At 36.7% G+C, this 24506-nt stretch carries 24 protein-coding genes; 14 read left to right on the forward strand and 10 right to left on the reverse strand.

Going from position 1 to position 24506, the window contains the following annotated elements; genetic code table 11:
* Window positions 1-78 precede the first annotated feature (78 nt).
* Entirely contained in the window at window positions 79-372 is a 294-nt protein-coding gene (locus M900_RS13155; protein WP_021275474.1) for a helix-turn-helix transcriptional regulator, read from the reverse strand.
* Between the two features lie 113 nt (window positions 373-485).
* On the opposite strand from M900_RS13155, the gene M900_RS13160 reads away from it, so the two are divergent.
* The 3 genes from M900_RS13160 to M900_RS13170 all read left to right on the forward strand — a co-directional run bounded on the left by M900_RS13160 (window position 486) and on the right by M900_RS13170 (window position 3203).
* Window positions 486-1670, forward strand: a complete 1185-nt coding sequence (locus M900_RS13160) for an MFS transporter (protein ID WP_052600825.1) — start codon at window positions 486-488, stop codon at window positions 1668-1670.
* Window positions 1671-1680: 10 nt separating this feature from the next.
* Window positions 1681-2730, forward strand: coding sequence for an alkene reductase (locus M900_RS13165; RefSeq protein WP_021275566.1), 1050 nt, complete (start codon window positions 1681-1683; stop codon window positions 2728-2730).
* Between the two features lie 74 nt (window positions 2731-2804).
* A complete protein-coding gene (locus M900_RS13170) occupies window positions 2805-3203 on the forward strand; it encodes a hypothetical protein (RefSeq protein ID WP_021275353.1) in 399 nt (132 codons plus the stop codon).
* Between the two features lie 42 nt (window positions 3204-3245).
* Here the strand turns inward: M900_RS13170 and M900_RS13175 are convergent, their stop codons facing one another.
* Window positions 3246-3551: a DUF962 domain-containing protein gene (locus M900_RS13175; RefSeq protein ID WP_034732780.1), complete on the reverse strand. Its 306-nt coding sequence runs from the start codon at window positions 3549-3551 to the stop codon at window positions 3246-3248.
* A 2-nt stretch (window positions 3552-3553) separates the two neighbouring features.
* Entirely contained in the window at window positions 3554-5740 is a 2187-nt protein-coding gene (locus tag M900_RS13180; RefSeq protein ID WP_021275509.1) for an OsmC domain/YcaO domain-containing protein, read from the reverse strand.
* A gap of 100 nt (window positions 5741-5840) precedes the next feature.
* Here M900_RS13180 and M900_RS13185 point away from each other — a divergent pair, with 100 nt between their 5' ends.
* Window positions 5841-6296 carry a hypothetical protein gene (locus M900_RS13185; RefSeq protein WP_021275341.1) on the forward strand — a complete coding sequence of 152 codons (456 nt, stop codon included), beginning with the start codon at window positions 5841-5843 and terminating at the stop codon, window positions 6294-6296.
* On the opposite strand, the gene M900_RS13190 is transcribed toward M900_RS13185, so the two are convergent.
* Genes M900_RS13190 through M900_RS13200 form a run of 3 tightly spaced genes read right to left on the reverse strand, consistent with a single transcriptional unit; the run spans window position 6270 to window position 8315 of the window.
* Window positions 6270-7358 carry a chromate transporter gene (locus M900_RS13190; RefSeq protein WP_021275286.1) on the reverse strand — a complete coding sequence of 363 codons (1089 nt, stop codon included), beginning with the start codon at window positions 7356-7358 and terminating at the stop codon, window positions 6270-6272. The genes M900_RS13185 and M900_RS13190 overlap by 27 nt on opposite strands.
* The gene (locus M900_RS13195; protein WP_021275393.1) at window positions 7355-7987 is read right to left on the reverse strand and encodes a lysoplasmalogenase; all 633 of its coding nucleotides are present in this window, start codon (window positions 7985-7987) and stop codon (window positions 7355-7357) included. Before M900_RS13195 ends, M900_RS13190 begins: the two co-directional genes overlap by 4 nt.
* A gap of 25 nt (window positions 7988-8012) precedes the next feature.
* Complete coding sequence (locus M900_RS13200; RefSeq protein WP_021275495.1) at window positions 8013-8315, reverse strand: hypothetical protein; 303 nt, start codon at window positions 8313-8315, stop codon at window positions 8013-8015.
* A gap of 109 nt (window positions 8316-8424) precedes the next feature.
* On the opposite strand from M900_RS13200, the gene M900_RS13205 reads away from it, so the two are divergent.
* The 4 genes from M900_RS13205 (at window position 8425) to M900_RS13220 (ending at window position 13119) form a co-directional block, all read left to right on the forward strand.
* Window positions 8425-8787, forward strand: a complete 363-nt coding sequence (locus M900_RS13205) for a DUF1304 domain-containing protein (RefSeq protein ID WP_021275461.1) — start codon at window positions 8425-8427, stop codon at window positions 8785-8787.
* A 54-nt stretch (window positions 8788-8841) separates the two neighbouring features.
* Window positions 8842-9402 (forward strand): haloacid dehalogenase, encoded by a 561-nt coding sequence (locus M900_RS13210; protein ID WP_021275433.1) that lies wholly within the window; start codon window positions 8842-8844, stop codon window positions 9400-9402.
* Between the two features lie 65 nt (window positions 9403-9467).
* Complete coding sequence (locus M900_RS13215; protein ID WP_021275624.1) at window positions 9468-11756, forward strand: PEP/pyruvate-binding domain-containing protein; 2289 nt, start codon at window positions 9468-9470, stop codon at window positions 11754-11756.
* Window positions 11710-13119, forward strand: coding sequence for a PQQ-binding-like beta-propeller repeat protein (locus tag M900_RS13220; protein ID WP_021275531.1), 1410 nt, complete (start codon window positions 11710-11712; stop codon window positions 13117-13119). Before M900_RS13215 ends, M900_RS13220 begins: the two co-directional genes overlap by 47 nt.
* Here the strand turns inward: M900_RS13220 and M900_RS13225 are convergent.
* Window positions 13097-13900 carry an ABC transporter substrate-binding protein gene (locus M900_RS13225; protein ID WP_084703604.1) on the reverse strand — a complete coding sequence of 268 codons (804 nt, stop codon included), beginning with the start codon at window positions 13898-13900 and terminating at the stop codon, window positions 13097-13099. The two genes, M900_RS13220 and M900_RS13225, sit on opposite strands and share 23 nt — an antisense overlap.
* A gap of 145 nt (window positions 13901-14045) precedes the next feature.
* On the opposite strand from M900_RS13225, the gene M900_RS13230 reads away from it, so the two are divergent.
* Window positions 14046-14825: a DUF968 domain-containing protein gene (locus M900_RS13230; RefSeq protein ID WP_021275658.1), complete on the forward strand. Its 780-nt coding sequence runs from the start codon at window positions 14046-14048 to the stop codon at window positions 14823-14825.
* 1 nt (window position 14826) lies between these two features.
* Here the strand turns inward: M900_RS13230 and M900_RS13235 are convergent, their stop codons facing one another.
* Window positions 14827-15783, reverse strand: a complete 957-nt coding sequence (locus tag M900_RS13235) for a tRNA-dihydrouridine synthase family protein (RefSeq protein WP_021275540.1) — start codon at window positions 15781-15783, stop codon at window positions 14827-14829.
* 57 nt (window positions 15784-15840) lie between these two features.
* Here M900_RS13235 and M900_RS13240 point away from each other — a divergent pair, with 57 nt between their 5' ends.
* The 3 genes from M900_RS13240 to M900_RS13250 all read left to right on the forward strand — a co-directional run bounded on the left by M900_RS13240 (window position 15841) and on the right by M900_RS13250 (window position 21422).
* Complete coding sequence (locus M900_RS13240; RefSeq protein WP_021275368.1) at window positions 15841-16656, forward strand: MaoC/PaaZ C-terminal domain-containing protein; 816 nt, start codon at window positions 15841-15843, stop codon at window positions 16654-16656.
* Window positions 16657-16810: 154 nt separating this feature from the next.
* Window positions 16811-20512 carry a flagellar FliJ protein gene (locus tag M900_RS13245; RefSeq protein WP_021275455.1) on the forward strand — a complete coding sequence of 1234 codons (3702 nt, stop codon included), beginning with the start codon at window positions 16811-16813 and terminating at the stop codon, window positions 20510-20512.
* A 214-nt stretch (window positions 20513-20726) separates the two neighbouring features.
* Window positions 20727-21422: an ABC transporter substrate-binding protein gene (locus tag M900_RS13250; RefSeq protein ID WP_021275376.1), complete on the forward strand. Its 696-nt coding sequence runs from the start codon at window positions 20727-20729 to the stop codon at window positions 21420-21422.
* Window positions 21423-21461: 39 nt separating this feature from the next.
* Here M900_RS13250 and M900_RS13255 read toward each other — a convergent pair whose 3' ends face one another.
* On the reverse strand, window positions 21462-22445 hold the full coding sequence (locus tag M900_RS13255) for an alpha/beta fold hydrolase (RefSeq protein WP_021275362.1): 984 nt from the start codon (window positions 22443-22445) through the stop codon (window positions 21462-21464).
* A gap of 103 nt (window positions 22446-22548) precedes the next feature.
* Here M900_RS13255 and M900_RS13260 point away from each other — a divergent pair, with 103 nt between their 5' ends.
* Window positions 22549-23706: a DEAD/DEAH box helicase gene (locus M900_RS13260; protein ID WP_021275494.1), complete on the forward strand. Its 1158-nt coding sequence runs from the start codon at window positions 22549-22551 to the stop codon at window positions 23704-23706.
* On the opposite strand, the gene M900_RS13265 is transcribed toward M900_RS13260, so the two are convergent.
* Window positions 23703-23993 carry a DUF6172 family protein gene (locus M900_RS13265; protein WP_021275663.1) on the reverse strand — a complete coding sequence of 97 codons (291 nt, stop codon included), beginning with the start codon at window positions 23991-23993 and terminating at the stop codon, window positions 23703-23705. The genes M900_RS13260 and M900_RS13265 overlap by 4 nt on opposite strands.
* Before the next feature lie 125 nt (window positions 23994-24118).
* Here M900_RS13265 and M900_RS13270 point away from each other — a divergent pair, with 125 nt between their 5' ends.
* Window positions 24119-24451, forward strand: coding sequence for a hypothetical protein (locus M900_RS13270; RefSeq protein ID WP_021275411.1), 333 nt, complete (start codon window positions 24119-24121; stop codon window positions 24449-24451).
* Window positions 24452-24506 lie beyond the last annotated feature (55 nt).

Below are 24506 nucleotides of genomic sequence, written 5' to 3' on the forward strand. Positions count from 1 at the left end.
GACAGTTAAATCTAAAGAGCGTTTTCTTTGTCTCTTAAGTGCAATGACATTAGAATAGCTGTTATAAGTAGGGACAGGCTATTTGCAGCGAGTCTTTCTAATGGCTTCTAAAATTTCTGGATAAGAATTGTAAACATCAGAATTTATCGAGAGATATTTTTTCACGCCTTCAATTCTCTCACACAAAATATGGGCATCTTTGAGAATTTTAATATGGTGAGAGAATGTTGCCTTTTGAACACAGTACTCGAAAGAGCCACAAGTCATCTCTTGATTTTCAGCATTTAGAAGCTGTTTAATTACACTTAGCCTAATGGGATCACCCAAGGCCTTCATGATTTGATCTAATGGAATTTTATCAATTTTTTTCATTGTTAGATATATATCTAACAAAGTTCTTGCATTAAAGCAAATACAGGCTTATTGTTAGACATCTATCGAACAAAGAGGTTCATATTAATCAGCAATTTTTATCGAAAAAAACAATTTTCCTCCTTGCCCTAACTGTAGGTGCTCTGGCCGCTAATCTTTATTATGCTCAGCCAATTATTGCACTAATTGCAGATTCTGTAGGCTTTTCTGTTTCGGCATCAGGTTTAATTGTGACACTAATTCAAGCGGGCTACGGAGTAGGGGTTCTCTTACTTGTTCCTCTTGGAGATATTATGGAAGTGAAGAAACTTGTTCTTTCGATGATTGTAGTCACAATCTTTGGAGTTATAGGTCTTGCCTTTGCTGGTGATATCTATTCATATTTACTGGCCGCTCTCGTCACTGGACTAGGAGCGTCTGCTGCACAGGTTGTTGTTCCATATACATCACACTTAGTTGAGCCGCAAAGAAGGGGACAAGTTGTTGGAACACTGATGAGTGGGCTAATGATTGGAATTATGCTTTCTCGACCTCTTTCAAGTTATCTTACTGACCTCTTCTCGTGGCATACGATCTTTATTGTTTCAGCAGTGATTATGGTTCTTGTAATGATCGCACTTGCGACCGTAATGCCTAAGAAATATCCAGATAAGAAAGATCTAAAATATCGTAACCTTTTGACGTCTATGTATCACATTTATAAGACAGAAAAAATTCTTAGACGCCGCTCAATCTATCAGGCGTCGATGTTCTCTGCATTTTGTATTTTTTGGACGGCCAGTCCGCTCTACTTGATGGGCAGTGATATGGGATTTACTCAAACTGAAATTGCAATCTTTGCACTCGCAGGTGTTGCAGGCGCAATCGTTGCACCACTTTCAGGGAAAGTTGCGGATAGGGGTCATATTAGTATGGGAACGGTCGTGGCGATGTCGAGTGCAAGCTTAGCTTTTTTACTCGGGCACTTACACTTTGCTGATCGCAATATTGTATTTGGACTACTTGTTTTCTGTGCCATCTTGCTTGACGCTGGAGTTACTGCAAATCTCGTTCTAGGTCAAAGAGTTATATTCTCTCTACCTGCTGAAATTAGAAGTCGAGTGAATGGGCTACATGTTGCAACTATTTTTATCGGAGGGGCGATTGGTTCAGCTCTTGGCGCATGGTCTTTTGTTAAAGGTGGTTGGCCACTAACTAGTATGGTGGGCTTCTCTCTGCCTGTTATAGGGCTTTTATACTTTTTAACTGAATCAAAAATATTAAAAGAAGAAATTAAGCATAAACTTGCACATAATTAATGGAGGAAATATGAGTCAACTTTTTACAAAACTAAAACTAGGTGATCTCGAATTAAAAAACAGAATTATCATGGCGCCACTAACTCGTGCTCGTGCTGGAGTTGAAAGAACTCCAAATGATTTAATGGCAAAGTACTACGCTCAGCGTGCTGATGCAGGATTGATTTTAACAGAAGCAACTTCAATTGTACCAATGGGCGTAGGTTATGCAGATACTCCCGGAATTTGGAATGAACAACAAGTAGACGGATGGAAGAAAGTTACAAAAGCTGTGCATGATAAAGGTGGAAAAATCTTTATGCAGCTATGGCACGTAGGAAGGATTTCACACTCTAGTTTTCTTGGAGGAGAGCTTCCTGTTGCACCTTCTGCAATCAAGCCCTCTGGTCATGTTTCTCTCATTAGACCAATTACAGAATATGAGACGCCACGCGCTTTAGAGACAGAGGAAATTAAAGAAATAGTAAAGGCCTATGAAGTGGCCGCAAATAATGCAAAAGATGCAGGTTTTGATGGTGTGGAAATACACGCGGCTAACGGATATCTTCTTGATCAATTCCTGCAAGATTCAACGAATAAACGAGAAGATGAATATGGTGGAAGTTTAGAAAATAGAGCAAGACTTCTTCTTGAAGCAACTGATGCCGCTATTTCGGTATGGGGCGCGGATAGAGTTGGGGTTCACCTTGCTCCTCGTTGCGATAGTCATGATATGGGAGATTCAAACCCTCTTGAAACTTTTGGATACGTTGTAAAAGAACTTGATAAACGTAATATCGCTTTTATTTTTACACGTGAACATCAAGCAGAGGATAGTATCTCTCCTAAGCTTCGAGAACTTTTTAAAGGTGTCTTTATTGCTAATGAGAAGTTTACTAAGGAGTCTGCTGAGCAGGCCATTGAATCAGGTCTTGCAGACGCTGTTTCATTTGGAGTTCCTTTTATCTGCAATCCTGACCTGGTTAAGAGGTTTGAGACTGGAGCTAAGTTAAATGAGCCAGTTTATGATACTTTCTACGCTAAAGGTGAGCTTGGATATACTGATTATCCCGAGCTTTAGTCTGTAGATATTACAATTTACTAGAGGGATTACGATCATATGCTATAACTCCTTAAACTTTATTTGGGGGACATATGAAACTAATTCCTTTAGTGTTTGCACTAATTTCATTCAATTCATTTGCAGATTCATTTGATTTCAAATGTACGGCATCTGATCTCGTCTATGTTAATACATTTTCGATGCAAGGTTCACTTGATACTGAAGATGGAACAATTACATATGATGTTCAAACTAAGCGAGCAGGTCAAAACGGAGCTTTTACATCTCTTGAGAATGTAACTCGTGATGCAAAATTTCAAATGCTAAGAGATACAGTTACAGATGATTTTATGGCCTACCGTGCTCTATCTGTTGATCAGAGTGATGATCATGTTTATGTAAACCTTCTTTTAAATTACAAAGGAAAGTTAGCTTCTAAAATTAGAGATGCAAAAGGTGTTGAATACCGTGCAGACTGCGAAGCACTTTAAGATTTTAATGTTTAGTGATGGGCCTATAGGGGCCCATTTTTTTTAGAAATTTATTTTCCTCGTGAGTAACTGATAGTACATCACCCAATCGCCAATTAGACTATACACTGGGTAAGTGAATGTCGCTGGTCGATTCTTTTCAAAGAAAAAATGTCCAACCCATGCAAAACCATATCCTGCTATTGGAAGAGAGAATAAAGCTTTATATGTTTGTGTTGAGATAGCAAAAACTAATATTACGAGAACAACCGTAGAGCCTACAAAGTGTAGTACTCTACATATTTTATTCTCATGTTGAGAGAGATAGAAAGGATAGAATTCTTTGAAGTTCTTATATTGTTTTTCCATGCTTACATTTTAACATAGTTTCTTCTCGCGACTTGCAGCTTTTTGTAGCTATCAATGAGCATTTGATGCTTTTCAAGACCTTCTAGCTTCATATTTGTTTCTGTAAGTCCAAAGAATTTAATCTCACCACTAACTGACTTTGTTGTATTACTTATTACTTCAGCTCCAAACATACGAGTTAAATTTGGAAGATAGTCAGATAGTTCAAGCTCATCATTGATTTCTATATCAAGGATAATATTAAGAACTTGATAGAACCTTTTTCTTGTCGCTGTAAAGTCGTTGAATGCCATTAATGACTCAGCATACTCCTTGGCCTCTAAGTGGTTTTCAAGGGCAAGATGAATCAGGCATTTTAGTTCTCCGATAGTTAATTGACCCCAAGGAGAGTTCTCATCAAAGCTAATACCAATCAGTTCAGAAATTGGCATATTATCATCAAGTTCACTCTCATCAAGATTAGAAAGAAGTTTTTTTAGCTGTCTTCTTTCAAGCCGATGGATATTAAGAATATCTTCACGATAAGTAAGGGCCTGATTATTATTATCCCAAATGAGGTCTTCGCTAAGGTAGATTTCTGAATATTCAGGCACAAGAATACGACAAGCCTTGCAGCCAAGCTCTTCATAGTCTGCGATGTATACTTCTTTACCTAACTCTTCAAGAATTCCCATGAGGTAATTAAACTCTTGTTCAGTATTTCCAGAGAAATCCCAATCTGAAAATTCATAATCAGCTGTTTCGCTAAAAAATTTCCAAGAGACCACTCCTGTTGAATCGATAAAGTGATCAATAATATTATTATGCTCTCTAACCGCAAATTCATTGAATGTTGGAGGCATAATATCGTTTAATCCCTCAAAGCTTCGGCCTTGTAAAAGCTCTGTCAGGCTTCGCTCGAGCGCCACTTCAAACTTTGGGTGTGCACCAAAAGAAGCAAATACACCACCGTTACGTGGGTTCATTAAAGTTACACACATCACAGGAAATCGTCCTCCAAGGGAAGCGTCTTTTACGAGCACTGGGTAGCCTTGTTCTTCTAATTTTTCGATTCCTTCAAGTATTGTTGGGTATCTTTGAAGTACACTCTTTGGTACATCTGGAAGAGTAATTTCATCCATGATGATTTCGTTCTTTACTGCTCTTTCAAAAATTTCTGAGAGACACTGTACACGTGCCTCATAGATTGTATTTCCCGCACTCATTCCATTACTCACATAGAGGTTTCCAATTAGGTTAACAGGGATATAAACTTTTTCCTTATCTGACCAACGAGTATATGGAAGAGCACATATTCCGCGCTCTTTATTTCCTGAGTTTGTATCGACAAGATTTGAAGCAGCAAGCTCTCCGTCATTGCCATAAGCATTTAATAAAGTTTCATCCATTAATCCTTCTGGAATTGAATCATCAGCTGGAATTTTAAACCACTTCTCGTCTTGGTAGTGAACGAAGTCACCGTTAGCGATTTCTTCTCCTAGGTAGTAGTCATTGTAGAAATAGTTATTACTAATTCTTTCAAGATACTCACCAAGCGCAGATGCCAGGGCCGCATCTTTCGTTGCACCCTTTCCATTTGTGTAGCACATAGGAGAGTCAGCATCACGAATATGAACAGACCAAACGTGAGGAACAGGATTTCTCCACGAGGCTACTTCGATTTTTATTCCAAGTCCCGAAATAAGAGATGTCATCTTTTGGATTGTTTCTTCTAATGAGCAATCCTTTCCAAGAATCATTGTTCTTGCATCTGGATTAGTTCCCGGGTCATACATTAGACCTGCGTCAGTACCAAGGACATCTTTTGGATTGATTTTAAATTCTGGAGAATTTTGAATTACTTTCTTAACCGTACAGCGATCCATGGCGCGAAGAATTCCTTCACGATCTTTTTCTGAGATACTTGCAGGTAATTCAATTTGTATATCAAAAATTTGATTGTAGCGATTTTCTGGATCGATAATATTGTTTTGGCTCACACGAATATCTTCTGTCGGAATATCACGCGAGACACAGTAAACTTTAACAAAGTAAGCCGCACATAGAGCAGAAGAGGCGAGGAAGTAGTCAAATGGACTTGGCGCCGTCCCATCGCCTTTGTATCGGATAGGTTGATCGGTTGTTATTTTGAAGTCGTCGAAACTAGCTTCAAGCCTGAGATTATCGAGGAATTTTACATTTACTTGCATGGCAGTTATTTATCATAAAGCACATGGTTTTAATAACTTAACTTCTCGTAATATAAAATTTATAATAATGTAGATATTATTTATTAAATAAGGAGTTTTCATGAAGAAATTAATCATGTTGCTGGCACTGCTGCCATTTCTTACTTTTGGATATAGTGACCCAGATGCAAAGACATTAATGGAAGAATATCAAAGATTTCGTACACTTGTATCAACAATGAAGCCAGATCACCTCGTTGGCGGTTGGTATAAGGCTAAAGAATATGATGGGATGACACTAATGTGGAATCTTGGTGATGAGATTACTGATCGCGAGGTTATCAGATTTTTTAGAAAGAAATATGATGGATCGATTTTTGCTGTTACCTATCACAGATCAGATTATATCGTTGATGGTCGTATCGTTCTAAGACGTTTTGTGGGACCTGAGCCAACGGGTTGGGTAAATCATACAATTGATTACGAAACAGGTGAAGAGCTTGGGTCTCAAGGTTGGTGGCCGACGCTTGATAAGAGTGATGAAGCATTCCTAAATGAATGGAAGATCTTTCACTAAGAAATTTATTACTCCTAAGGTAAGCCCAAACAGAACAAGCTTGAACGAGCTTATCTTAGGAAACTTGTAGTTAATCCCTGCACATACTACTAATGTTATTATACCCACACTATTATTTAATGATACCTTCGCAAGTGGATAGAGGGCAAAGAGCATTAAACCTATAACCCCTGCATTAACAGAGTCTAAGATGAGTGATAGATTTTTTGACTCTCGCATCCTTGGTATGAGTGGATTTAAGATAAGAACAAAAATGAATGAAGGCAGAAAAATTCCAATCGTCGAAACGAGCGCTCCTTGAAAACCACCTAACAAAAAACCAATGAAAGTCGCAGTAGATAGCACAGGGCCAGGAGTAAATTGCCCAATGGCGATGGCATCTGCGATTTGTAGATTAGTGAGCCAAGCTCGTTTTACCACTAATTCATCTTGAAGATAAGCTATTAAGACATATCCACTTCCAAAAAGAATTGAACCAATTTTGGTAAAGATCCAAAAGATAGCAGATATGGAAACACTTTTCTGTGTGAAATTATTCTTGAGCTTGAAATAGGCAAATGCCACAGCTGTTGAGATTAAGAGTGCAATGATTTCACCAGTTCCGATTAAGGATAAGGTAATCACAACTAAGGCAATGAGGATATATTCGTTACTCTTAATCGCCTTTGGCCAAAGCTTTGTGACCGCTTGAAATATAAGAATTAAAACTACTGGCTTCACTCCTACAAGGTAATGTTCAAAGTTAGGTATTGTACTGGCAAGCGTGTAAAAGTAGGCAAGAACTCCGGTAAGTAGACAGGCCGGTATAATAAATGTGAGACCTGCTGTAAGTAGTCCGAGCTTTTGTCCCCTTTGATGCCCGCAATGTAAGACCATCTCTGTTGAATTTGGACCCGGTATAAGTGCAGTTGCGGCCATGAGATCCAAAAAATGTTCTTCAGTCATCCATTTCCTATCCACAACTACTTCTCGATGAATCATTGCTATATGTGCTGCTGGACCGCCAAAAGCGATAAAACCAAGTTTTAAAAAGAGTTTTCCTATTTCGAATAGTGTCTTCATTGAATGATCCTTGCAGATAGTGCAATCATCAGTTGAGCACTAAAATAAGTCGTCATAATCAGAAATATAAATATCTTCTTAGTTGTCTTAAATTTATCAATTGCGAGAATAGAATCAGAGGTCATGAATAGGAATGATCCCACCAAAGCATAGACTGCTTCCATTGAATGTAGGGCTAAAAACTGTTGCCACGCCGCGAAGGTCATCGTGAGGATTGCTAAGACGTAAATAGCGACAGGCAGTTTCATTTCTTTTAAACTGTTAAATAAGTAACTATAAAGTCCAAGTGCTATTGGAACAAGAATGGCCAGTGGCCAGAATTTGATCTCAGTTATATTTCGTGTGAAGGCGAAGATATAAATAATATGAGCAAGAAGAAAGCTTACTAGACCAGGAATAAACTTCTGCTCTTTGAGCATTAAGAAAATATCTCCAAGTAACGAAAATATTAGTCCTAGGATAATAATATTACGATAATCTGTCTCACTACCATTTTTAATACAAAGTATAATAATTAGAGTGGTGGTTAGTGGCTTGAAAAGATAGATAAATTTGAAGTCTCTTCTATACTCAAAGTAAATATGAAGAGACATCGATATTAGAATGGAGAAGATAAAAAATGTAACCATACTTTATCTTCTCATTATGTTGTTACTATTTACAAGCTGCTTTAGTTCTCTGATAAGCCTCTTGTGCTTCATCGACTTGATCCTGTGTCGCTAACCCATAGTCAAATTCGCTTTTTACAATTTTTAAAAGGTCTGCTTTAAGACCAATCTTTGTCTGACAAAGTGACTTCACACCCATTTTTTCATTAAGATTACACTCAATACTTTTCGCTACGTCAGCTTGACTTGCCATACCGTATTCAAATTTTATTAGAGTTGTATCAACTGCCTCACAAGCAATTGAATTAATAGATAGTACTAACATTGCGAATGTCATTAATTTTTTCATTAATAAAGTCCTTTGTATGCGTGTCTTTCATCTGTAAGATATTTCTAGCGTACATACCAGTGTCAATGTAAAATATTCACAAGTTTTCATCATTAATAAGGAAGTTGAGATGACCATATTTAAATTCTTTGTCACGATTACCGCAATTTTACATATTCTTTTTTTTAAGCTTGAAAGTATCGACTTTATGAAAGACCACGTTTTAAAAAGATTTGCTCTAACAAAGGAACAAGGGCAGGTCATTAAAATTTGGGCCTTAAATCAAGGATTCTACAATCTCTTCCTGGCCCTTGGACTTTTCTATTCTCTTTATCTTGGCAATGGAATGGGGATATTTTTAGCGCGTTATATTCTATTTGTAATTTTAGGTGCAGCCTTTGTTCTCTTTGCTTCTGCTCCTAAGAAATATATTCCTGCACTCATACAGGGGTTACCGGCACTAGCGGGTATTATAGCAAGTTTTTTTGGATAAGAACCTGTTTAAAATCATAGAGATTTTTTTCAGATAGCATAGGATAATCTATGTATGAGAATGTTTCAAATTGCACTAATTCTAGTATTACAATTATCAATCAGCGCCAAAGGTGTTTGGGTTTTTCTCGATCTTGGAAACACTATTATCGATACTCGAACGGCCGGTGAATTTAAGTATTTTCCAAAGGCCCATGAATTTTTAAGAGCTCTACATAATTCTGGTCTATCAGTTGCTGCTATATCAAATATTCCAGAAAGCTTTGGTGCATCACATGAGGAAAAGCTTGAAACCCTCAAGGATTATATCAAGGAAAACTGGCAAGATGAGAGCTTTGCTTGGGATGAACTCGATGCTATTTTCTTGCCGCTTAGCAACGCAGAATTAAAACCGAATGAAACTCTCTATCTACGTGCTCTTCGTAATGCTGAAGAATGTCCTGCAATTTATATCTCAGAGAACTTAAAAGAGGTTCAAAAGGCACAAGAGTTAGGTATGGCAGCTTATCTCTTTGATTACAAGGGAACACAAGCTTATCCTGAAGTCTCTCACCTCGAAGAGTTTATTATTCAAAACTACCATCGCGATTATTCAAAAGACTGCATAATTAAATAAATAAACTGATACAAATCAGCTTATTTGTGTTCTGTATTAGGTATAAATAACAAAAGAGGTTATTTATGCTTTACTCATTTGAAACACTTCCCAAAGAATTGAAAGCAGTAGGTGGTAAGGCCTATATGTTGGCCATGATGTTACAAGATGGTTTACCTATTCCTACTGGGTTTATTATTCACGAATCATTTACAGCTGAAGATGAAGAAAATCTTCGTAGTTTTTACTTATCTCGAAACTTCTCTCTTGCAGTTAGAAGTTCTGCTAGTGCAGAGGACTCTAAAGATCATAGTTTTGCTGGTCAAAATACAACATTCCTCTATGTGGAAAATTTAGAAGAACTTATTAGCGCAGTAAAAAAATGCTTTTCAAGTATAAATAATGAATCTTCTAAGTCATATCGACAAAATATTTCTACTGCTGTTGAGAGTAGAATGAATGTCGTTATTCAAGAAATGGTAGATCCGGCATATGCAGGTGTATTTTTTTCCAAGGACCCAACTGGGGCAACTTCAGATTGGCTACTTGAATATATTGATGGTGTTGGTGAGGATCTCGTAAGTGGAAAAAGAACACCTAAGAAAGTGTATCCAAACACAATCGTTGAAAATGAAGATTTATCTCAGGAGAATCTCAATGAATTAGTCTCACACTGTCATCGTATTGAAGGATTGTACGATGATAAGTTTGATATTGAATGGGCAATTTCTAAGACAGGTGAAGTTTATATTCTTCAATCTCGTCCTATTACAACACTCAAGGACCTTGATTCTAAAAAAATAGCAACTCAAGAACTTGAAAGATTAAAAAATGAATTCTCCGAAGATACTTATTGGGATGGGCAAACTTTCAGTGAACTAACAGTTTGTCCGTCAACGTTCTCATTCTCACTTTGGGAGAAATCATTCGCTCCTGGAGGTGGCTTCGACCTCGCTTTAAAAGAGTTAGGTTATCTTGGATTTGAGGACAACCAATCGAAGTCTTTATTGGATTCAATTTTTGGAAGAAGTTATATTAATCTCGAACGATTGGGACCTTTGTACTTTGGACCAATTCCATACCGAATAAATCCAATACCGCGTGTACATCTAGAATTTAGATTATCTAAGTTAAATTTTGAGACGATTGTCAAAACGCCTAAAACTGTTTTTAAAATGCTTAGTGTTGCAATGTCTATTAATACTCATCGTAGACCATTCATCGAGAAGTCCCGTGAAAACTTAATTGCATTTTCAACAATTATGGAAAAGGGGAGCGGACCAGAGTCATACGCGGACTTTGAGACGCACAAACTGATTGAGCGTTTACAGAAAGAGTCACATATATTCTCTACTAAAACTCTACTTTGGCCATATGTTCTGATCTCTTTAACAGAGACAACTCATCAGTCACTTTTTAGTTATCTAAAAGGAGTAACTGGCGAGAGCGAAGCTGAGCAAATAATCACACGTTGGATGGGAACTGGACTTCAGACTGAGACCTACGATATGACAAGATACTTTAATAAGGCGTGTGCATATCCAGAAGTTAGACAACTTTTTATGCAAAAATACGGGCATCGTTGTCCGGGAGAGCTTGATTTAAATTCAAAGCGTTGGGAAGAGATGGGAGACGATGCTTTTTTTGAGTTAAGTCCTTCAGAGTACGAAGAATTAAAGTCTTCCCATTCGATTTGTGATATCGCTGCTGAAATTGAAGAGTTGAAAACGATCAAAAAAGCTTTAATTCTTGAAGAGTGGCTTCTTCTAAAAGACTTATTAGAACTTAGAGAAAAGTGGAAAATGGCCCTCCTTAAACAGTTTTCACATATTCGCTATATGCTTTTAGAATTATCTAAGCGTTTAGAAATTCCAAACGATCTTGTTTTCTATATTACTCTCGATGAAATTTCTGATTACGCGAAATCAATACTCTCTACTGCGCAAGAGAGAAAGCTCCGCTCTTTAGCTCTTTCTCGTTATAATTTTTCAACTGTTACTTGTCTTAAAGAAATAAAAGATACTTTGGAAAACAATGTACCAGTAGAGAATTCGATGAAAGGAGAGGGGATTTCGACAGGACTTGTGAAAGGTGAAGTTGTTATTATCAACAGCATGGCGGACGTTTCAAAAATCAAGTGGCCAAAAAATCCAATTATTGTCGCTAAAGCTACTGATCCTGGTTGGACACCTGTCTTTATCAGAGCAAAAGGGATTATAGTTGAAAGAGGTGGTGCTCTTTCTCATTGCGCTATTGTTGCGCGTGAGATGGGAATTCCTGCCGTTAGTGGAATTAAAAATTGTTATATTAATTTAAAAGAGGGACAAAATGTTTGGATCAATGGAAATGATGGAACTGTTACAGCAGTCCAATAATGTAATCGAGTATCACTATGGAATTGTCCCGACAGTTTTACTTCCTCTTGCATTTTTAAGCACAGGAATAAGTATCCTTGCTACTTATGTAGCCGGTTTCTTTGGAATTAAACTTAAGGCAGAAGGTCCAAGGAAGTTACTGGAACTTCTTCTGCGTCCAAAGTTACTCATTAGTGCAATGTTCTTAAATGTATTAATTTATGCTGGATTCCATTTCTATGCTCATGTTAAGAATGGGCCAGTTCCACTTGTTGTACAGTCAACTCTTTCCAAGACCTTCGCAACACCATCATCAAAAGTTTCACTTAAAGATGGAATCAAGGTTATTGATATAAATGAACCTGTCTTTGCCAAAGGAACCATTGTTGAAGGAAAGCTTTATGTTGGAACAACTTCTGGTAATCTTCTAAAAATAGAGTTGAAACGTGGAAGTATTGAAAAACGATTTTATGTCGGTAAGTTCGTTTCCCCTACACCTGTCTTTTTTGATGGATACCTCTACTTTGGAGAAGGTCTTCATCAGTCACACCATATGGGTGTTTATAAATTTGATTTAAAAGAGTTCTCTGTTGCTACAAAGTTTGAGACACAAGGGCATACTGAAATTTTTCCGGTGATTCATAATAATATTTTGTATCAAGCTGCTGGTGGAGATGGTCTTTATGCCATTGATATAGAAACAATGCAGAAGAAGTGGCACTTCTCTGGTGGTCATATGGATGGTTATGTCGGAATTTTAGAAAATGCGCTCTTTGTTGGAACAGGTGTGCCTGTTGAAGATAATGACAAGGTCCGTCCGATGGCCTATCGTCTCCATAGTGAAACTGGAGAAATAGCTTGGCAAAGAGAATTACCGCTATCTACTTGGTATGGACCAGCAATCTCAAATGATCATATTTGTTTTCCTTTAGGTGAAATTCACGTTGAGTCTAAGCTTGGGGGAATTTCTTGTTTTTCTCCTTCCGGAGAACGTCAAAGTACAATTTTAATTGATGCACCTGTTTTAAGTAAACCTATCATCTTAGGAGATAATATAATCTTTAATGATTATCATGGTGGTCTCTACTCTTGGAAAGTTGATGGCTCAAGAGAGAATTGGAAAATTAAAGCTACTTCCAAAGCCCATGGCTATTCAAGCTCAGTTCTGATTGATAATAATATTTACTTTGTCGATGCAGATGGTACTTTGAAGATCGTTAATCCTATTACTGGTGTTTTTTTAGAACGAGACCTTTCAAAAATACTTAAACCTGGCGAGAGGGTTTATGCTGACATTTTAAAGTATGATGAAAAGATTTATATTTTCGGAATGAAGGGAAGTATTCTGGAGCTGGACAAGTCTATGGGTAGTGTGAAGAATTAGTATCTAATATTGATGCACTTCGATGATGAAAGAGCTCAATAAGCTCTTTATTTTTAGAGTGCTCTTCAAAAATTTTATTAAGTTCACCATTGGCCTTAATTATCTTAAGGCCCTTATTAAATTTTTCAATAAACTTTAGCCCTTCAGGATTTTTCTTATCAACAACGAGACCAAGGGAAATATTCATGATTGGTTTTTTAATATAAGCAAATCGATCCTGTTCTTCCGGGAAATATTTTTTAATAATCTCAAGGCCAACAGTTGGATTACATGGAAAATAGTTAATTCGTCCTGCTAATAGCTTTTTAAAATTCAATAAATCGGAGTTTGCAATATCGAGGTTGACTCCGGCCTCGCCTAAAACTTTTGAATGTAAGTAAGATCGAGTTCCTCCAAATGATGCCTTTACTTTTTTAAGGTCACTTAACTCATTCCACTCCAGCACCTTGTCTCTATCCTTGATATAGAAAAGATTTTCGGGATTATTGATAAAAGGATCACTGTAGGCATAAAGCTTTGCCTTTTCTTCTGAATAGGCCCAAGCACTTGAGGCGATGTATTTTCTATTTGATAGAACAAGATTGAGCGTACGAGTCCAAGGGACAAAGTGAAATTCAACTTTCTCATTAACTTGGTTCATCACATGGGAGACAATATTATTCGCAATTCCATGATTTTTTAAATTTACTCCAGTATAGGGTTCCCAGTCTCCTGAGAGAATTATATAGGGTTGTTTTGAGAGTGCTGTGAACATAAATAGACTTATGATTAGTAACTTCATTGATTGATTATGTCACAATTTATATCATTTAGTAGCCACCTAGGAATCAAGATTTCTTTACACTGAATCAGCTTAAGTATCTAATTTTTCGAGCTGAATTTTCCAATGGATGGACGATTTATGGGCTTTATGTTCTAATTTTTCTATGGAGTTAACAAAATATAGCAATCACCGAAGTGCTGCTTACCTTAATTGGTTAAGAAAGCAAACTTGTGTCATCTCAGGACGCAAGGCTGAGTGCGCTCATCATATTCGTCTTGGAACTAATGGCGGTGTCTCTTTAAAACCATCCGACTATTTTTGTATTCCACTTAGAAATGAATATCATACGACTGGATTATTTGCTCTTCATGTTATTGGAGAAGAGACATTTATTAAGCAATTCAAGCTTAATATTCACTCTCTCTTTGTAAAGTATCTTAAAGAATATATCACTCATAAGTATAAAATTCTAATTGATCTCAAAGACAAGTCAGATGAGCAAATGATTGCATACTTGATACAAATTCTTGAGGAAAAAGATCTCGCAGTTTCTCCAGTGGTTAAGAAGAAGGCATCGGCTAAGGCAAAGTCAGAGAAAGATTTGAAAATAAAGCTTAAAGGAAATGAGTTTTATGAAAAAGCTAAGATATTAAAAAGAGAAAAAGATAAGGAGTTACGTCAAAATATAAAGGCTACAACAAAAAGAGAGAAAGTAAGTACTAGTCTTGTTGGCAACGAATTCTACGAAAAGGCGAAAGAGCTTAAAAGAAGCAAGGATAAGGAACTTCGCGATAAGCTAAAAGAAAATGCGAAGAAAGAGAAGAGTTCAACTAAATTGAGCTTGAAGAATAATGAATTCTATCAAAAATCTAAAGAACTGAAGCGACAAAGAGATAAAGAATTAAGAGATAAAATTAAGCAGGCTAAAAAGGCGAGTAAGTAGTTTAATTAAGAACTTTTGGTGAAATATCTTGCTCAAAGATCCATTCAACAACATCATTATAGTGTTCAATTGATTTTGCTTTTTTTACTTTCTTATAAACTTTGTGCTCATTTTCAAAGATATCTTTAAAGTACAACCAGTGTCCACGCATCTTGGCAAGAAAGTCAGATTTCGCATTATCCTGTTCAAGGTAGCCAGTAGTAATAAGATTGTGCATTTCAATGAACTTGGCACTATAGCTTTGTTCATTAAAAACCTCTCCCTTTATTTGTGCAAAAAGAGCAGGGTTAGAAAGACCTCCTCTGCCAATCATCCATTTCTTAATCATTGGGAGACGTTTTTTCAAACGCTCATAGTCTGCGACAGAATTAATATCACCGTTATAGCAAGGTATAGTTTCGAGCAGAGGTAGACAACTCTCAAAGGCATCCACATCTACAGTACCAGTGTAAATTTGTTTTCCAAGTCGCGCGTGAATTGTAAAGTCATTGATTTCGAGTCTATTGATAATAGGTATGATTTCTTTAATCTCTGATACGTCTTCACGGCCAAGTCTTATCTTAACCGTAAATTCAAGTGGGCACTTTTCTTTGATAGTCGTGAGAAGTCTTTCTACTCTCTCGGGATGAAGAAGTAAGCCTGAACCTTTTGTTCTATTGGCGACCATAGGATATGGGCATCCCATATTAAGATTTACTTTTTTTACTCCTAGATCTTTGTAGATTTTTGCAACATGAAGAAATTGATCAGCTTCTTTAGTTAAGACTTGTGCAGTTGTTGGCAAAAGGTTTTTTGACGCCTCTACGTCGTAGAGCTGCCTCATATTAAGTTCGCCTGACTCCTTTGTGACAATATAGGGAGCAAGGGCACTATCAGCACCAGAAAAGGTCTGCTCTAGAGCATTGCGATAAATAAAGTTGGTCACTCCTCTAATGGGGGCCAGGACAAAATGATGCATACATTGAATTACCCAAGTTTCCTTGCCTTAGTCAATTGGCCCACGTAAGATTTTTACATGGAATTACCAAATACTTTGAAGCTTTTTGTACCGACATTAAAGACGATCACCCGTAAGCCAAGGGGGCGTGAGGCTAAATCAAATACAATGAGCTTCACTCTTCCATCAATTGATAAAAAAACATTGAACCGTTACCTCTCAACTCTTGGGTTAAGACAGGATCTTGTCCCTCTTAGTTTTTTCTATCTCTTTGCGCAAAGGGCCCATATTGCCCAGATGATTGCGCCTGACTTTCCATATCCACTATTGGGTATCGTTCATGTCTCAAATGAGATGGAATATCTCTCAGATGTTGATCTTGATAAAAGTATTGAAATTATTTCGTCTCTTAATCAGGACGAGAATTTAATTATCTTTAATGTTGTTTTTAAGCAAAATGGTAAAGAGATCATTAAATGCGTTAGTCATTATTTGATTGCTAAGGCAAAAAATAAAAAGAAACAGAGTAACTCCACTTCTTTGGTTTTAGAAAAAGAGTTTGATTTTTTAAGTGAAATTGAAGTTTCTGGTGCCGATGGTAGAAACTACGCAATCGCTTCAGGTGACTTTAACTTCATCCATCTTCATCCGTTCCTCGCAAAGCTCTTCGGCTTTAGAACATCAATTATCCATGGTATGTTCATGGCCGCAAAGGTGAATGGAATCCTTGAAGAGAGTCTTGCTCGTCGCGTGAACTATTTTCAAATCAACTTTAAAAAACCAATATTTCTTCCTTCCAAAGTAACGCTAGAGAATAATAAAGATAGTTTTCGCGTAACTTCTAAATCGGGGGAGAGATTACACCTCCATGGAAGTTTCAGAGCTATCAGTTAATAAAAGTGGTGCCGTTTCGTTCTATAGTTTGGGCACTTTGATGTCACTTTCTAAAAGTTTCTTACAATCCTGATGAATACACTATTACTCCCTGCGGCGAGAATTGGCAGTCTCTATCTAGAGTTTTATACCTAAACTATTGGGAGGATTTTTTATGAATAAACTAAGTTTCGTAACTCTATGCGCTCTTGTGCAAATGGCCCAGGCTTCAGGTCTGCCAACTGAAATTGATTATAAAACAGCTGGTGATAAATATAATATAGCAAAAACACAAAGTGATAGTGCTCGTTATAGTGCAAATCGTGCGGCACAACTAATAGAACAGGCACAAGAACTTATTGAGCAACATCTCCAATCTTTATCAGTTTTAAATTCACAGCTTAATAGTGGAAGAAGTGAGAAAATTGAACTTGAACTTTTAATTGAAACTCTTCGAAATGAAATAGCAAGACTTAATTCAGCAAACACTGACCTGAATAATCAAAAGTATACGCTTTCTAATAGAATACAAAGTATTGAGTCTGATATCTCTCAAATTCGCCGTGAACTAGAAAGACCACTTCAAGAAAGATCTAATCTTCAAAATGATCTGGCCCAAATAAATAATACTCATCGTGAGTTGATGAATGAAAGAGAAAGGCTTGCAAGCGCGCTAAATGATCTTACAAGACAAATTGACAGACTAGAGCGCCAAATTCAAGCCGATAGAAACGAAGCCGAACAAGCACGTATTGAAATTCCTAATCTTAGGCAAGATATTAAAAATCACCAAGATAAAATTTCTCGCAATGAAACTGAGATATCAAGACTTCAACAAGAAAAACAACAACTACAATTTAAGCTTCAAAGTACTCAAAGGGAAGTTGATCGTGCTCAAAGTGATTTAAGACAGGCTCAAGCGAACTTAAAGACTGTGCAAGATAAGTTATCTCCACTAACGACAAAGCTTAGAAATTTAGAGTCTAAACAAGCAAATCTACAAAGTAGTATTAATTCTACAAAAAATAAAATTGACTCAAAGAAATCAGAAATTTCTCGTCTACAAAGTCAAAAGCAGAGTCTCCCTAATGAAATAAGCTCGCTACGCCGTGAAATTCAAAGTTTGAACTCTAAATTTTCTCAATCAAAGTCTGATCAGAATAGAGTCAAATCAGAGTTATCAAGAGTTGATTCTGAATACAATTCAGTACAAGCTGAAATTCAAAGACTTCGCCAAGGGCCAGTTAATGATCAAACGAGGCAGAAACTTGTAGAGTTAAGAAATGAAATGAAGAGGCTTGTTGATAAGAAAGCTGTATTACAAAGAGAGATCACGAATTTTGATAATCAACAACGTCAGATTCAATCTTCAATTTCTTCTTCTGAAAGGCAAATCTCTTCAAAAGAAAATGAGTTGTCGAACCTTGAATCAAAAATTTCTCAAGCTCGTAATGAAATATCCCAACTACAAAATCAATTATCAAATGAAAGTAGCCAATTATCATCAGTTAGCCAGCAGGTTCAATCTGTAAGATCAGAGCTATCACAGTATGATTCTCAAATTCGTCCACTTGAAGCCGCTGTAGAAAGAGAGAGGCGCACTCTTTCAAATAAGGAGAGTGAGCTTTCAAGTGTTAACAAACAAGTCACACAAGTGCAGACTAATTTAAAACAAACGAGAGATGAGAATGATCAATTAACTTCTAAAATATCCAATAAGAAGCAGAAAATGTCTAATCTCCAAGACGTGATAGCAAGGGCGAAAAATGAGATTGCACAAAATCAACAGAAAATCTCAAGAAAAGAATCCGAAAGATCGAATGGCGAACGTCGTTTACGTACACTTGATGTTGATCTCGACAGAGTCGTAAATAATAGAGTAAGCGTGGAGAGGAGATTAAGTGATGTTAATTCTACAATCAGTAGTCTCGAATACAGACTTGAAAACACAATAAAGGAAAAAAGTCGTTTTGCATCGGAATTAGATCGCGTACAAGATGAGCTTTCTCGTAATTTTGCAACTATTGATGAAAATAATAATCGTGCGGAGTCTAGTCGCTATCGTGTTGTTGAACTCGAACGCTTAATACCGCAACTCGAAAATGAGATTTTGTCTACAGATAGAAAAGTTGTTGATCTAAGATCATCTCTTACTGGTCTTGAATTAGACTTTGACCAAAAAAATAAGATTGCAACTCAACTTGAAGCTGACACAAAAAGTCTAAAGTCAACTTATGACACGAAAAGATCACTGTACGCAAGATATGATAATGAGGCAAGAACAATTGGTTCTTCTCAGTCGCAAGCTTCTGCTGTAGCTGATTCACAGGAACTAGCTGAAAGAGATACGCAAGAAGTAGCTTCGAAATATGGCCAGCTAATAGGTCTACAGCTTGGTACTTTAGATGGTTCATTACGTGGACTTGTAGAAGGAAAAGAGCTTGGAGAGAGAGAAGGTTATGATGCCGGTGTAAATTCTCCCGAAGATTTTGAACTAGGTCGTAAAGATGGTATCGCCCTTGGGAAACAAAAGGCCTCAGATTTTGCTAAATCAATTTCTTATCCACAAGGTTTCGAGGATAAGCGTTCTGAAATCTTAGATGGGTCGTCTCTTGCTCAAAAAGAAAGCTTAGTTTCATTTATGCCGAAGTCCCTTGATAGAGAAATTGAAGATTTAAAGGCCCAGATTGCTAAATATGACGATAAGGTATTTGCTAAAGCAACACCAGAGTCTACATATGTTGATCTTGTTGATATCAAAGTAAATACAAAAGAAAGGGATTGTTCTAATGTTTATAAGAATGTCTCTGATCTTGTTCTAAGCTGTGAGCAGGCTTTTAAAACTTCATATGTAGAAACTTTTAAAGAGAATCACCGAGATACTTATTTCGCTAATTATACAACTAAATATACAGAGTACAGAACGGCATCATTCAATTCTAGTAAGGATTTGAAATATCCTGAATTTTATAAGCATGCATATGATGAAGCTTTTCTTCTCTCAAAGAACGAAGGAGCTAAAGTTGCATTCCAAAATGGTTTTAAAGATGGTGAGCAAGCTGGTTATTCAGACTACTTACCAGTTGAGCAAAAAAGATTTTTTGAAATGGGGAATCGTGATGCTGAGTTATTTTTTGCGACTAACTCGCTTGTACGTCAAGATCACGAAACACCTGTTGCGATTATTGCAAGTACTGATAAGGGGCTACTACAAGGGACAAAGTTTGATCTTGCAATGGCGCTTAAGAACTTTGGAGGGGCGTCGACATCTGATCGCGATGTTCAGATAGAAGTTTTATCGAGTACTGATAATATTACACTCGATGCACAGAGACGTTTTGCGCCTGTGATAGCAAAACGATCAAAGTTAGATTTAAATGATGTTTTCAAAGGACAAGTTAACGAGAGCGCAATGCCGGGATCTGTAATTTCAGTGAAGACTAAACTGACTTACCCTGGGGATACGTTAAATTCAAGTTACAGTGAAGTCGTAACTTTTTCTGATAAAGTAAAAGTTAATCCTGAGGTGAATAGTGATTTAAGTTTTGATTCAAAAGTTGAGTGGAGAAAATGGAAGCCATGGCCATTGAAATGGGTCTATCGTTCTCACGCTATTAAAGTAAAGCTAAAAGGGCTTCGTGATCATATTCCTGGTAACTATGATGTGAAGGCAGAAATTTTAACAGGTGAGAAGTATATCTCTATCACTTCCTCTAAGACACAAATTTCTGCTCCTGGCATGGCCCAAGAGTCTGAAGCTTCGGTGACTTACAAGTTTAAAAAAGAAGCAAAAGATCAAAAACTTTCTATTCGCTTAATAATTTCATATGAAGGTGAAGTTGTTGGGACGCATACTGCAAATATCAAAGTAGATTAAATGTAGTCTTCCAGTGCTCTTTTTGAGTACTGGAAGTTAATAATCTGAATTTCCTCATCTATAATTATTTAATGTTTTGTTTGTCTTTTTAATCTTGCTTTAAGTACCCGAAATTTTGACTGGTTAATTTTGGTTAATTGTTCGATCTTAAGAAAATTATTTTCTCATATATGCTAAACTGACGATAGTTGAGCATTAAAACGAGGAACGTAATTTGAAAAATGCCATCCTTATATTTTTAATTTCGCTTTTTTCAAACACTTTATTCGCGAAGGAAATCATCATCGTAAATGATTATTTTCCTCCATATGTTGAGAATGAAGCTTCTACTCGTGGAAGTGTTGGGATTGATATGGAAATGGCCATCAGGGTTTTAAAGAAAAATGGAATTGAATATAAAGTTCTCTATGTCCCATGGCAGCGTGCTCTGCGAATGCTTGAAGATGGTGAAGCAGATATGATAACAACAATTTCCCCAACAGAAGAGCGTTCAGAGTTTTTAAATTTCTCGTTGGCATATCGTAAAAAGGAGGAATTAAGTTTCTTTGTTTTGCGTGAGTCAAATATTGAACTTACTTCTTTATATGATCTTAGAAGATCGACTCTTGGTCTAAATCGTGGCTTTGTTTACCCAAAAGAAATTGTAGAGAATCCGAATATTGAAAAAAAATATGTCTATGGTGTAGAAGAAGGCTTTCAAAACTTAAAAGATAAGCGGCTTCGCATCTATCTCGTCAATACAGTTGTGGGCGAGAAGATGATTGAGAAGTTAAAGCTTCAAAATGTTATCAAGAAATTAGATTTTAAAGTGAAGCTTGAGGGTGATGCTAGTCAAACGATGTTTGGATTTTCAAAGAAGTCCGAACATAAGGATTTAGTTGAGTTATTCAACGCAGAATTGGGACAATAAAAAATACCAGGTGAACGCTTCACCTGGTCTATTTATTTCTTAAATAGCTTTTAAAAATACTTTCTTGAATCTTTCAAAATCTTCAATTTGTGGCATGTGCCCTAGGCCCTTAAGCTCTATATACTTACCATTCTTAAGAAGCTTTATAATTTTCTTCCCTAAGTTTTGGTATTGTCCAAGTTGATACTTTTCGCCCTTCTTCATAAAGCCACGGCCTGGTCCTGTTCTATCTCTTGTTCCCAAGATAAGTGTTACAGGGTTATTGATGATGCGAAAGTCATCAACCACAGGCTCTGAAAAAATCGGACCGTAAGTTAGAGCATTATTCCATGCTACAAGATCCCAGTCACCACCATTTAGTTGACCAATACTTGTCTGGATAAGTTCTTCATATTTTGGTGACCATTTTCCGTCATAGTAATTTTTCTTCTGATATTCTCTGATCTTTTCTGGAGTCTTTGAAAGCTCACTCTTATAGAAGAAGTCTGTGTCTTTGAATTGCGTATAACGTAAGTAATCTTCAAGTCCAATAGGGTTGATAAGGACTAAGTGCTTGACAGTTTTTGGATATATTTTAGTAAATCGAGTAGCTAGCATCCCGCCCATAGAGTGACCGACAAGTGTTATCTCTTTAATTCCTAAGTGATCGAGAAGTGTCTTCGTATTAAGGGCTAGATTGGCAAAACTGTACTGGTAATTTTTTGGCTTATCTGATTTCCCAAAACCAATTTGGTCTGGGATAACGACATTATATCCTTTTTCAAGCATGAGCTGTGCCACGTCTTCCCAGTAATAGCCTGAGAAGTTTTTTCCATGGAGAAGTACCGCAGTCTTTGTTGCCCCTTCTTTTGTTAGGTACATGTATGCCATTTTAAGTTTTTGGTTCTGTGTACTTAATTCTATTTTTTCAACTTTGTGTGGGTATACAAAACTATCAAGGTTGGCATTGTAAGATAATTTATTGTTACTAGAACAAGAAACAAGAGAGAGTAAAACTCCCGTAAAAATTAAAATTGATTTCATAATACCTCCGAAATATCATTGTAATCATACTGTTCACTTTATAAAAGTAAAGATTGTGTCAAATCTTAGTGCCAATCATAATTGATTAGTGTAGTTAAATATTATGAAAAAATTTGAAGATCTCAAGCTTACACAAGACTTATTGAAAGGCCTGGCGGACCATTCTTTTACAACTCCAACTGATATTCAATATCAAGCTATTCCTCATATAATCGAAAATCGTGATGTTCTTGGACTTGCTCGTACTGGAACAGGGAAGACTGTTGCGTTTATTTTGCCAATTGTTCAAAAAGTTAAAGTGGCAGGCGTTGCGCTTATCATCACACCAACAAGAGAACTTGCAACACAGATTAAAAATTGTTTTGATCTCTTTGGTGGACCACTTGGTTTGAAGTCTGTTGATCTTATTGGTGGAGTAAGAAAGGAGATTCAAATTGAAAAACTTAAGGAGTCCCCATCTCTTATCGTTGCAACTCCTGGCAGGTTTATAGACCTTATTAATAATGAAGAAATTTCAACTGGTGATATAACGACTTTCATCATTGACGAAGCTGATATGCTTTTGGATATGGGATTTTTAAATGATATTCACTTTATCATTAATAAGATTCCTGCTAAAAGACAAAATCTTCTATTCTCCGCCACGATGCCTGCGGCTATCGAATTACTTGCTAATGAAATTTTGAATAACCCTGTAAAAGTTGAGGTTACGCCTGAGTCTTCTGTTGTTGATTCGATTGAACAGCGAGTTTTCTTTGTTTCTGAGGAGAATAAAGAGTTTCTTCTTCTCTCTTTATTAGAGCAAGAGAAGCTTAATAAAGTAATTATTTTTTGTAAGGCGAAGTATGGTGTCGCCAATGTGGTCGAGAGACTACGTTCATCTGGGGTTTCGGTTCAAGACCTCCATAGTAATAAATCTCAAGTCGAGCGTGAAAGAGCACTTAAAGAATTTGATAATGAAGAGGTGAGGGTTTTGGTGGCAACTGATATCGCAGCCCGAGGTCTTGATATCTCAAAAGTTAGTCATGTTATTAATTTCAATTTGCCAGAAGATGCAGCCAATTATGTTCATCGCATAGGTCGAACGGCAAGAGCTGGTAAAGATGGTGATGCGATTTCTTTATGCTCGGAAAAAGACTTACCATTACTTAGAAATATTGAGGCCCTGATCAAAAAGAAGATTCCTGTTGAAAGAAATCATCCCTTCCATGCAGAGCTGGTTGTCCCTGCAAAGAAGAAAAGAAGTAGAAGACGTCGTTAGCTGGACTTCTTTTGTTTATGACCTGGCTTGGCAAGAATCTCAAGATAGAATGATTCTTTCTTATCCTCGAGAAGTTTAGTGATTTCACCATTGATTTCTGTCGTGTCAATTGACTTTGCTACTTGAGCATTATCACCAATACGACAATCAAAGTCCCAAAAATCTACGCCTTCTGGAGTCGACTTTCGTCTTTCACGTCCCAAGTATTTTTTTACCTCATGTTTAATTGAGTCAACTTGTCTTTCAGGAGCTTTGTTATCTACTTTTATCTGGAATGTCTTTTTCATTTCTAGTCCTTATATATTATTTGTTCGAAGCTTTTACCCCTATTTTGAGGGGCAGGCTAGATTATTACCACAAATCTCAAAAATAAGTTAAAATTAAATGAAATTAGTCTATGGAAGGAGAATTTATGAAGTTATTACTTGCTACAATACTTTTATTACCGTCAATGATTTTCGCGCAAACTCTGGATTGTTCATTAATTATTAATAACACTGTGGTTGAAAAGAATAAAGTTGAAATCACAAAGGGTGAGAAGACCGCTATTTTTAACTATGAAGATCTTAAAGTAAGTTCGATTATGAGAACAGCTACAAAATTTGAAATTGAAGTGTTTAATCCATTTGAGCCTTCTCGTAGTTATGCTGTTGGAGAGTTAAAGGAAATAACTGACGACCTTTCACTTGTTTCATGGAAGCGTGAACAAATTTTGGAAGTAAACTGCACTCTTGTAGCTCAATAAAATGATCGTGCCCGTAAAGCTTAAACTATTACGGGCACATAGCTAAGTGTTTAAA

Source organism: Bacteriovorax sp. Seq25_V, from assembly GCF_000447795.1.
In the GTDB taxonomy this organism is placed as follows: Bacteria; Bdellovibrionota; Bacteriovoracia; order Bacteriovoracales; family Bacteriovoracaceae; genus Halobacteriovorax_A.

Coding starts and splice junctions, on each gene's coding strand:
- M900_RS13155 (WP_021275474.1), bottom strand. CDS start 372: ATGAAAAAAATTGATAAAATTCCATTAGATCAAATCATGAAGGCCTTG.
- M900_RS13165 (WP_021275566.1), top strand. CDS start 1,681: ATGAGTCAACTTTTTACAAAACTAAAACTAGGTGATCTCGAATTAAAA.
- M900_RS13170 (WP_021275353.1), top strand. CDS start 2,805: ATGAAACTAATTCCTTTAGTGTTTGCACTAATTTCATTCAATTCATTT.
- M900_RS13175 (WP_034732780.1), bottom strand. CDS start 3,551: ATGGAAAAACAATATAAGAACTTCAAAGAATTCTATCCTTTCTATCTC.
- M900_RS13180 (WP_021275509.1), bottom strand. CDS start 5,740: ATGCAAGTAAATGTAAAATTCCTCGATAATCTCAGGCTTGAAGCTAGT.
- M900_RS13185 (WP_021275341.1), top strand. CDS start 5,841: ATGAAGAAATTAATCATGTTGCTGGCACTGCTGCCATTTCTTACTTTT.
- M900_RS13190 (WP_021275286.1), bottom strand. CDS start 7,358: ATGAAGACACTATTCGAAATAGGAAAACTCTTTTTAAAACTTGGTTTT.
- M900_RS13195 (WP_021275393.1), bottom strand. CDS start 7,987: ATGGTTACATTTTTTATCTTCTCCATTCTAATATCGATGTCTCTTCAT.
- M900_RS13200 (WP_021275495.1), bottom strand. CDS start 8,315: ATGAAAAAATTAATGACATTCGCAATGTTAGTACTATCTATTAATTCA.
- M900_RS13205 (WP_021275461.1), top strand. CDS start 8,425: ATGACCATATTTAAATTCTTTGTCACGATTACCGCAATTTTACATATT.
- M900_RS13210 (WP_021275433.1), top strand. CDS start 8,842: ATGAGAATGTTTCAAATTGCACTAATTCTAGTATTACAATTATCAATC.
- M900_RS13215 (WP_021275624.1), top strand. CDS start 9,468: ATGCTTTACTCATTTGAAACACTTCCCAAAGAATTGAAAGCAGTAGGT.
- M900_RS13220 (WP_021275531.1), top strand. CDS start 11,710: ATGTTTGGATCAATGGAAATGATGGAACTGTTACAGCAGTCCAATAAT.
- M900_RS13225 (WP_084703604.1), bottom strand. CDS start 13,900: ATGAAGTTACTAATCATAAGTCTATTTATGTTCACAGCACTCTCAAAA.
- M900_RS13230 (WP_021275658.1), top strand. CDS start 14,046: ATGGAGTTAACAAAATATAGCAATCACCGAAGTGCTGCTTACCTTAAT.
- M900_RS13235 (WP_021275540.1), bottom strand. CDS start 15,783: ATGCATCATTTTGTCCTGGCCCCCATTAGAGGAGTGACCAACTTTATT.
- M900_RS13240 (WP_021275368.1), top strand. CDS start 15,841: ATGGAATTACCAAATACTTTGAAGCTTTTTGTACCGACATTAAAGACG.
- M900_RS13245 (WP_021275455.1), top strand. CDS start 16,811: ATGAATAAACTAAGTTTCGTAACTCTATGCGCTCTTGTGCAAATGGCC.
- M900_RS13255 (WP_021275362.1), bottom strand. CDS start 22,445: ATGAAATCAATTTTAATTTTTACGGGAGTTTTACTCTCTCTTGTTTCT.
- M900_RS13260 (WP_021275494.1), top strand. CDS start 22,549: ATGAAAAAATTTGAAGATCTCAAGCTTACACAAGACTTATTGAAAGGC.
- M900_RS13265 (WP_021275663.1), bottom strand. CDS start 23,993: ATGAAAAAGACATTCCAGATAAAAGTAGATAACAAAGCTCCTGAAAGA.
- M900_RS13270 (WP_021275411.1), top strand. CDS start 24,119: ATGAAGTTATTACTTGCTACAATACTTTTATTACCGTCAATGATTTTC.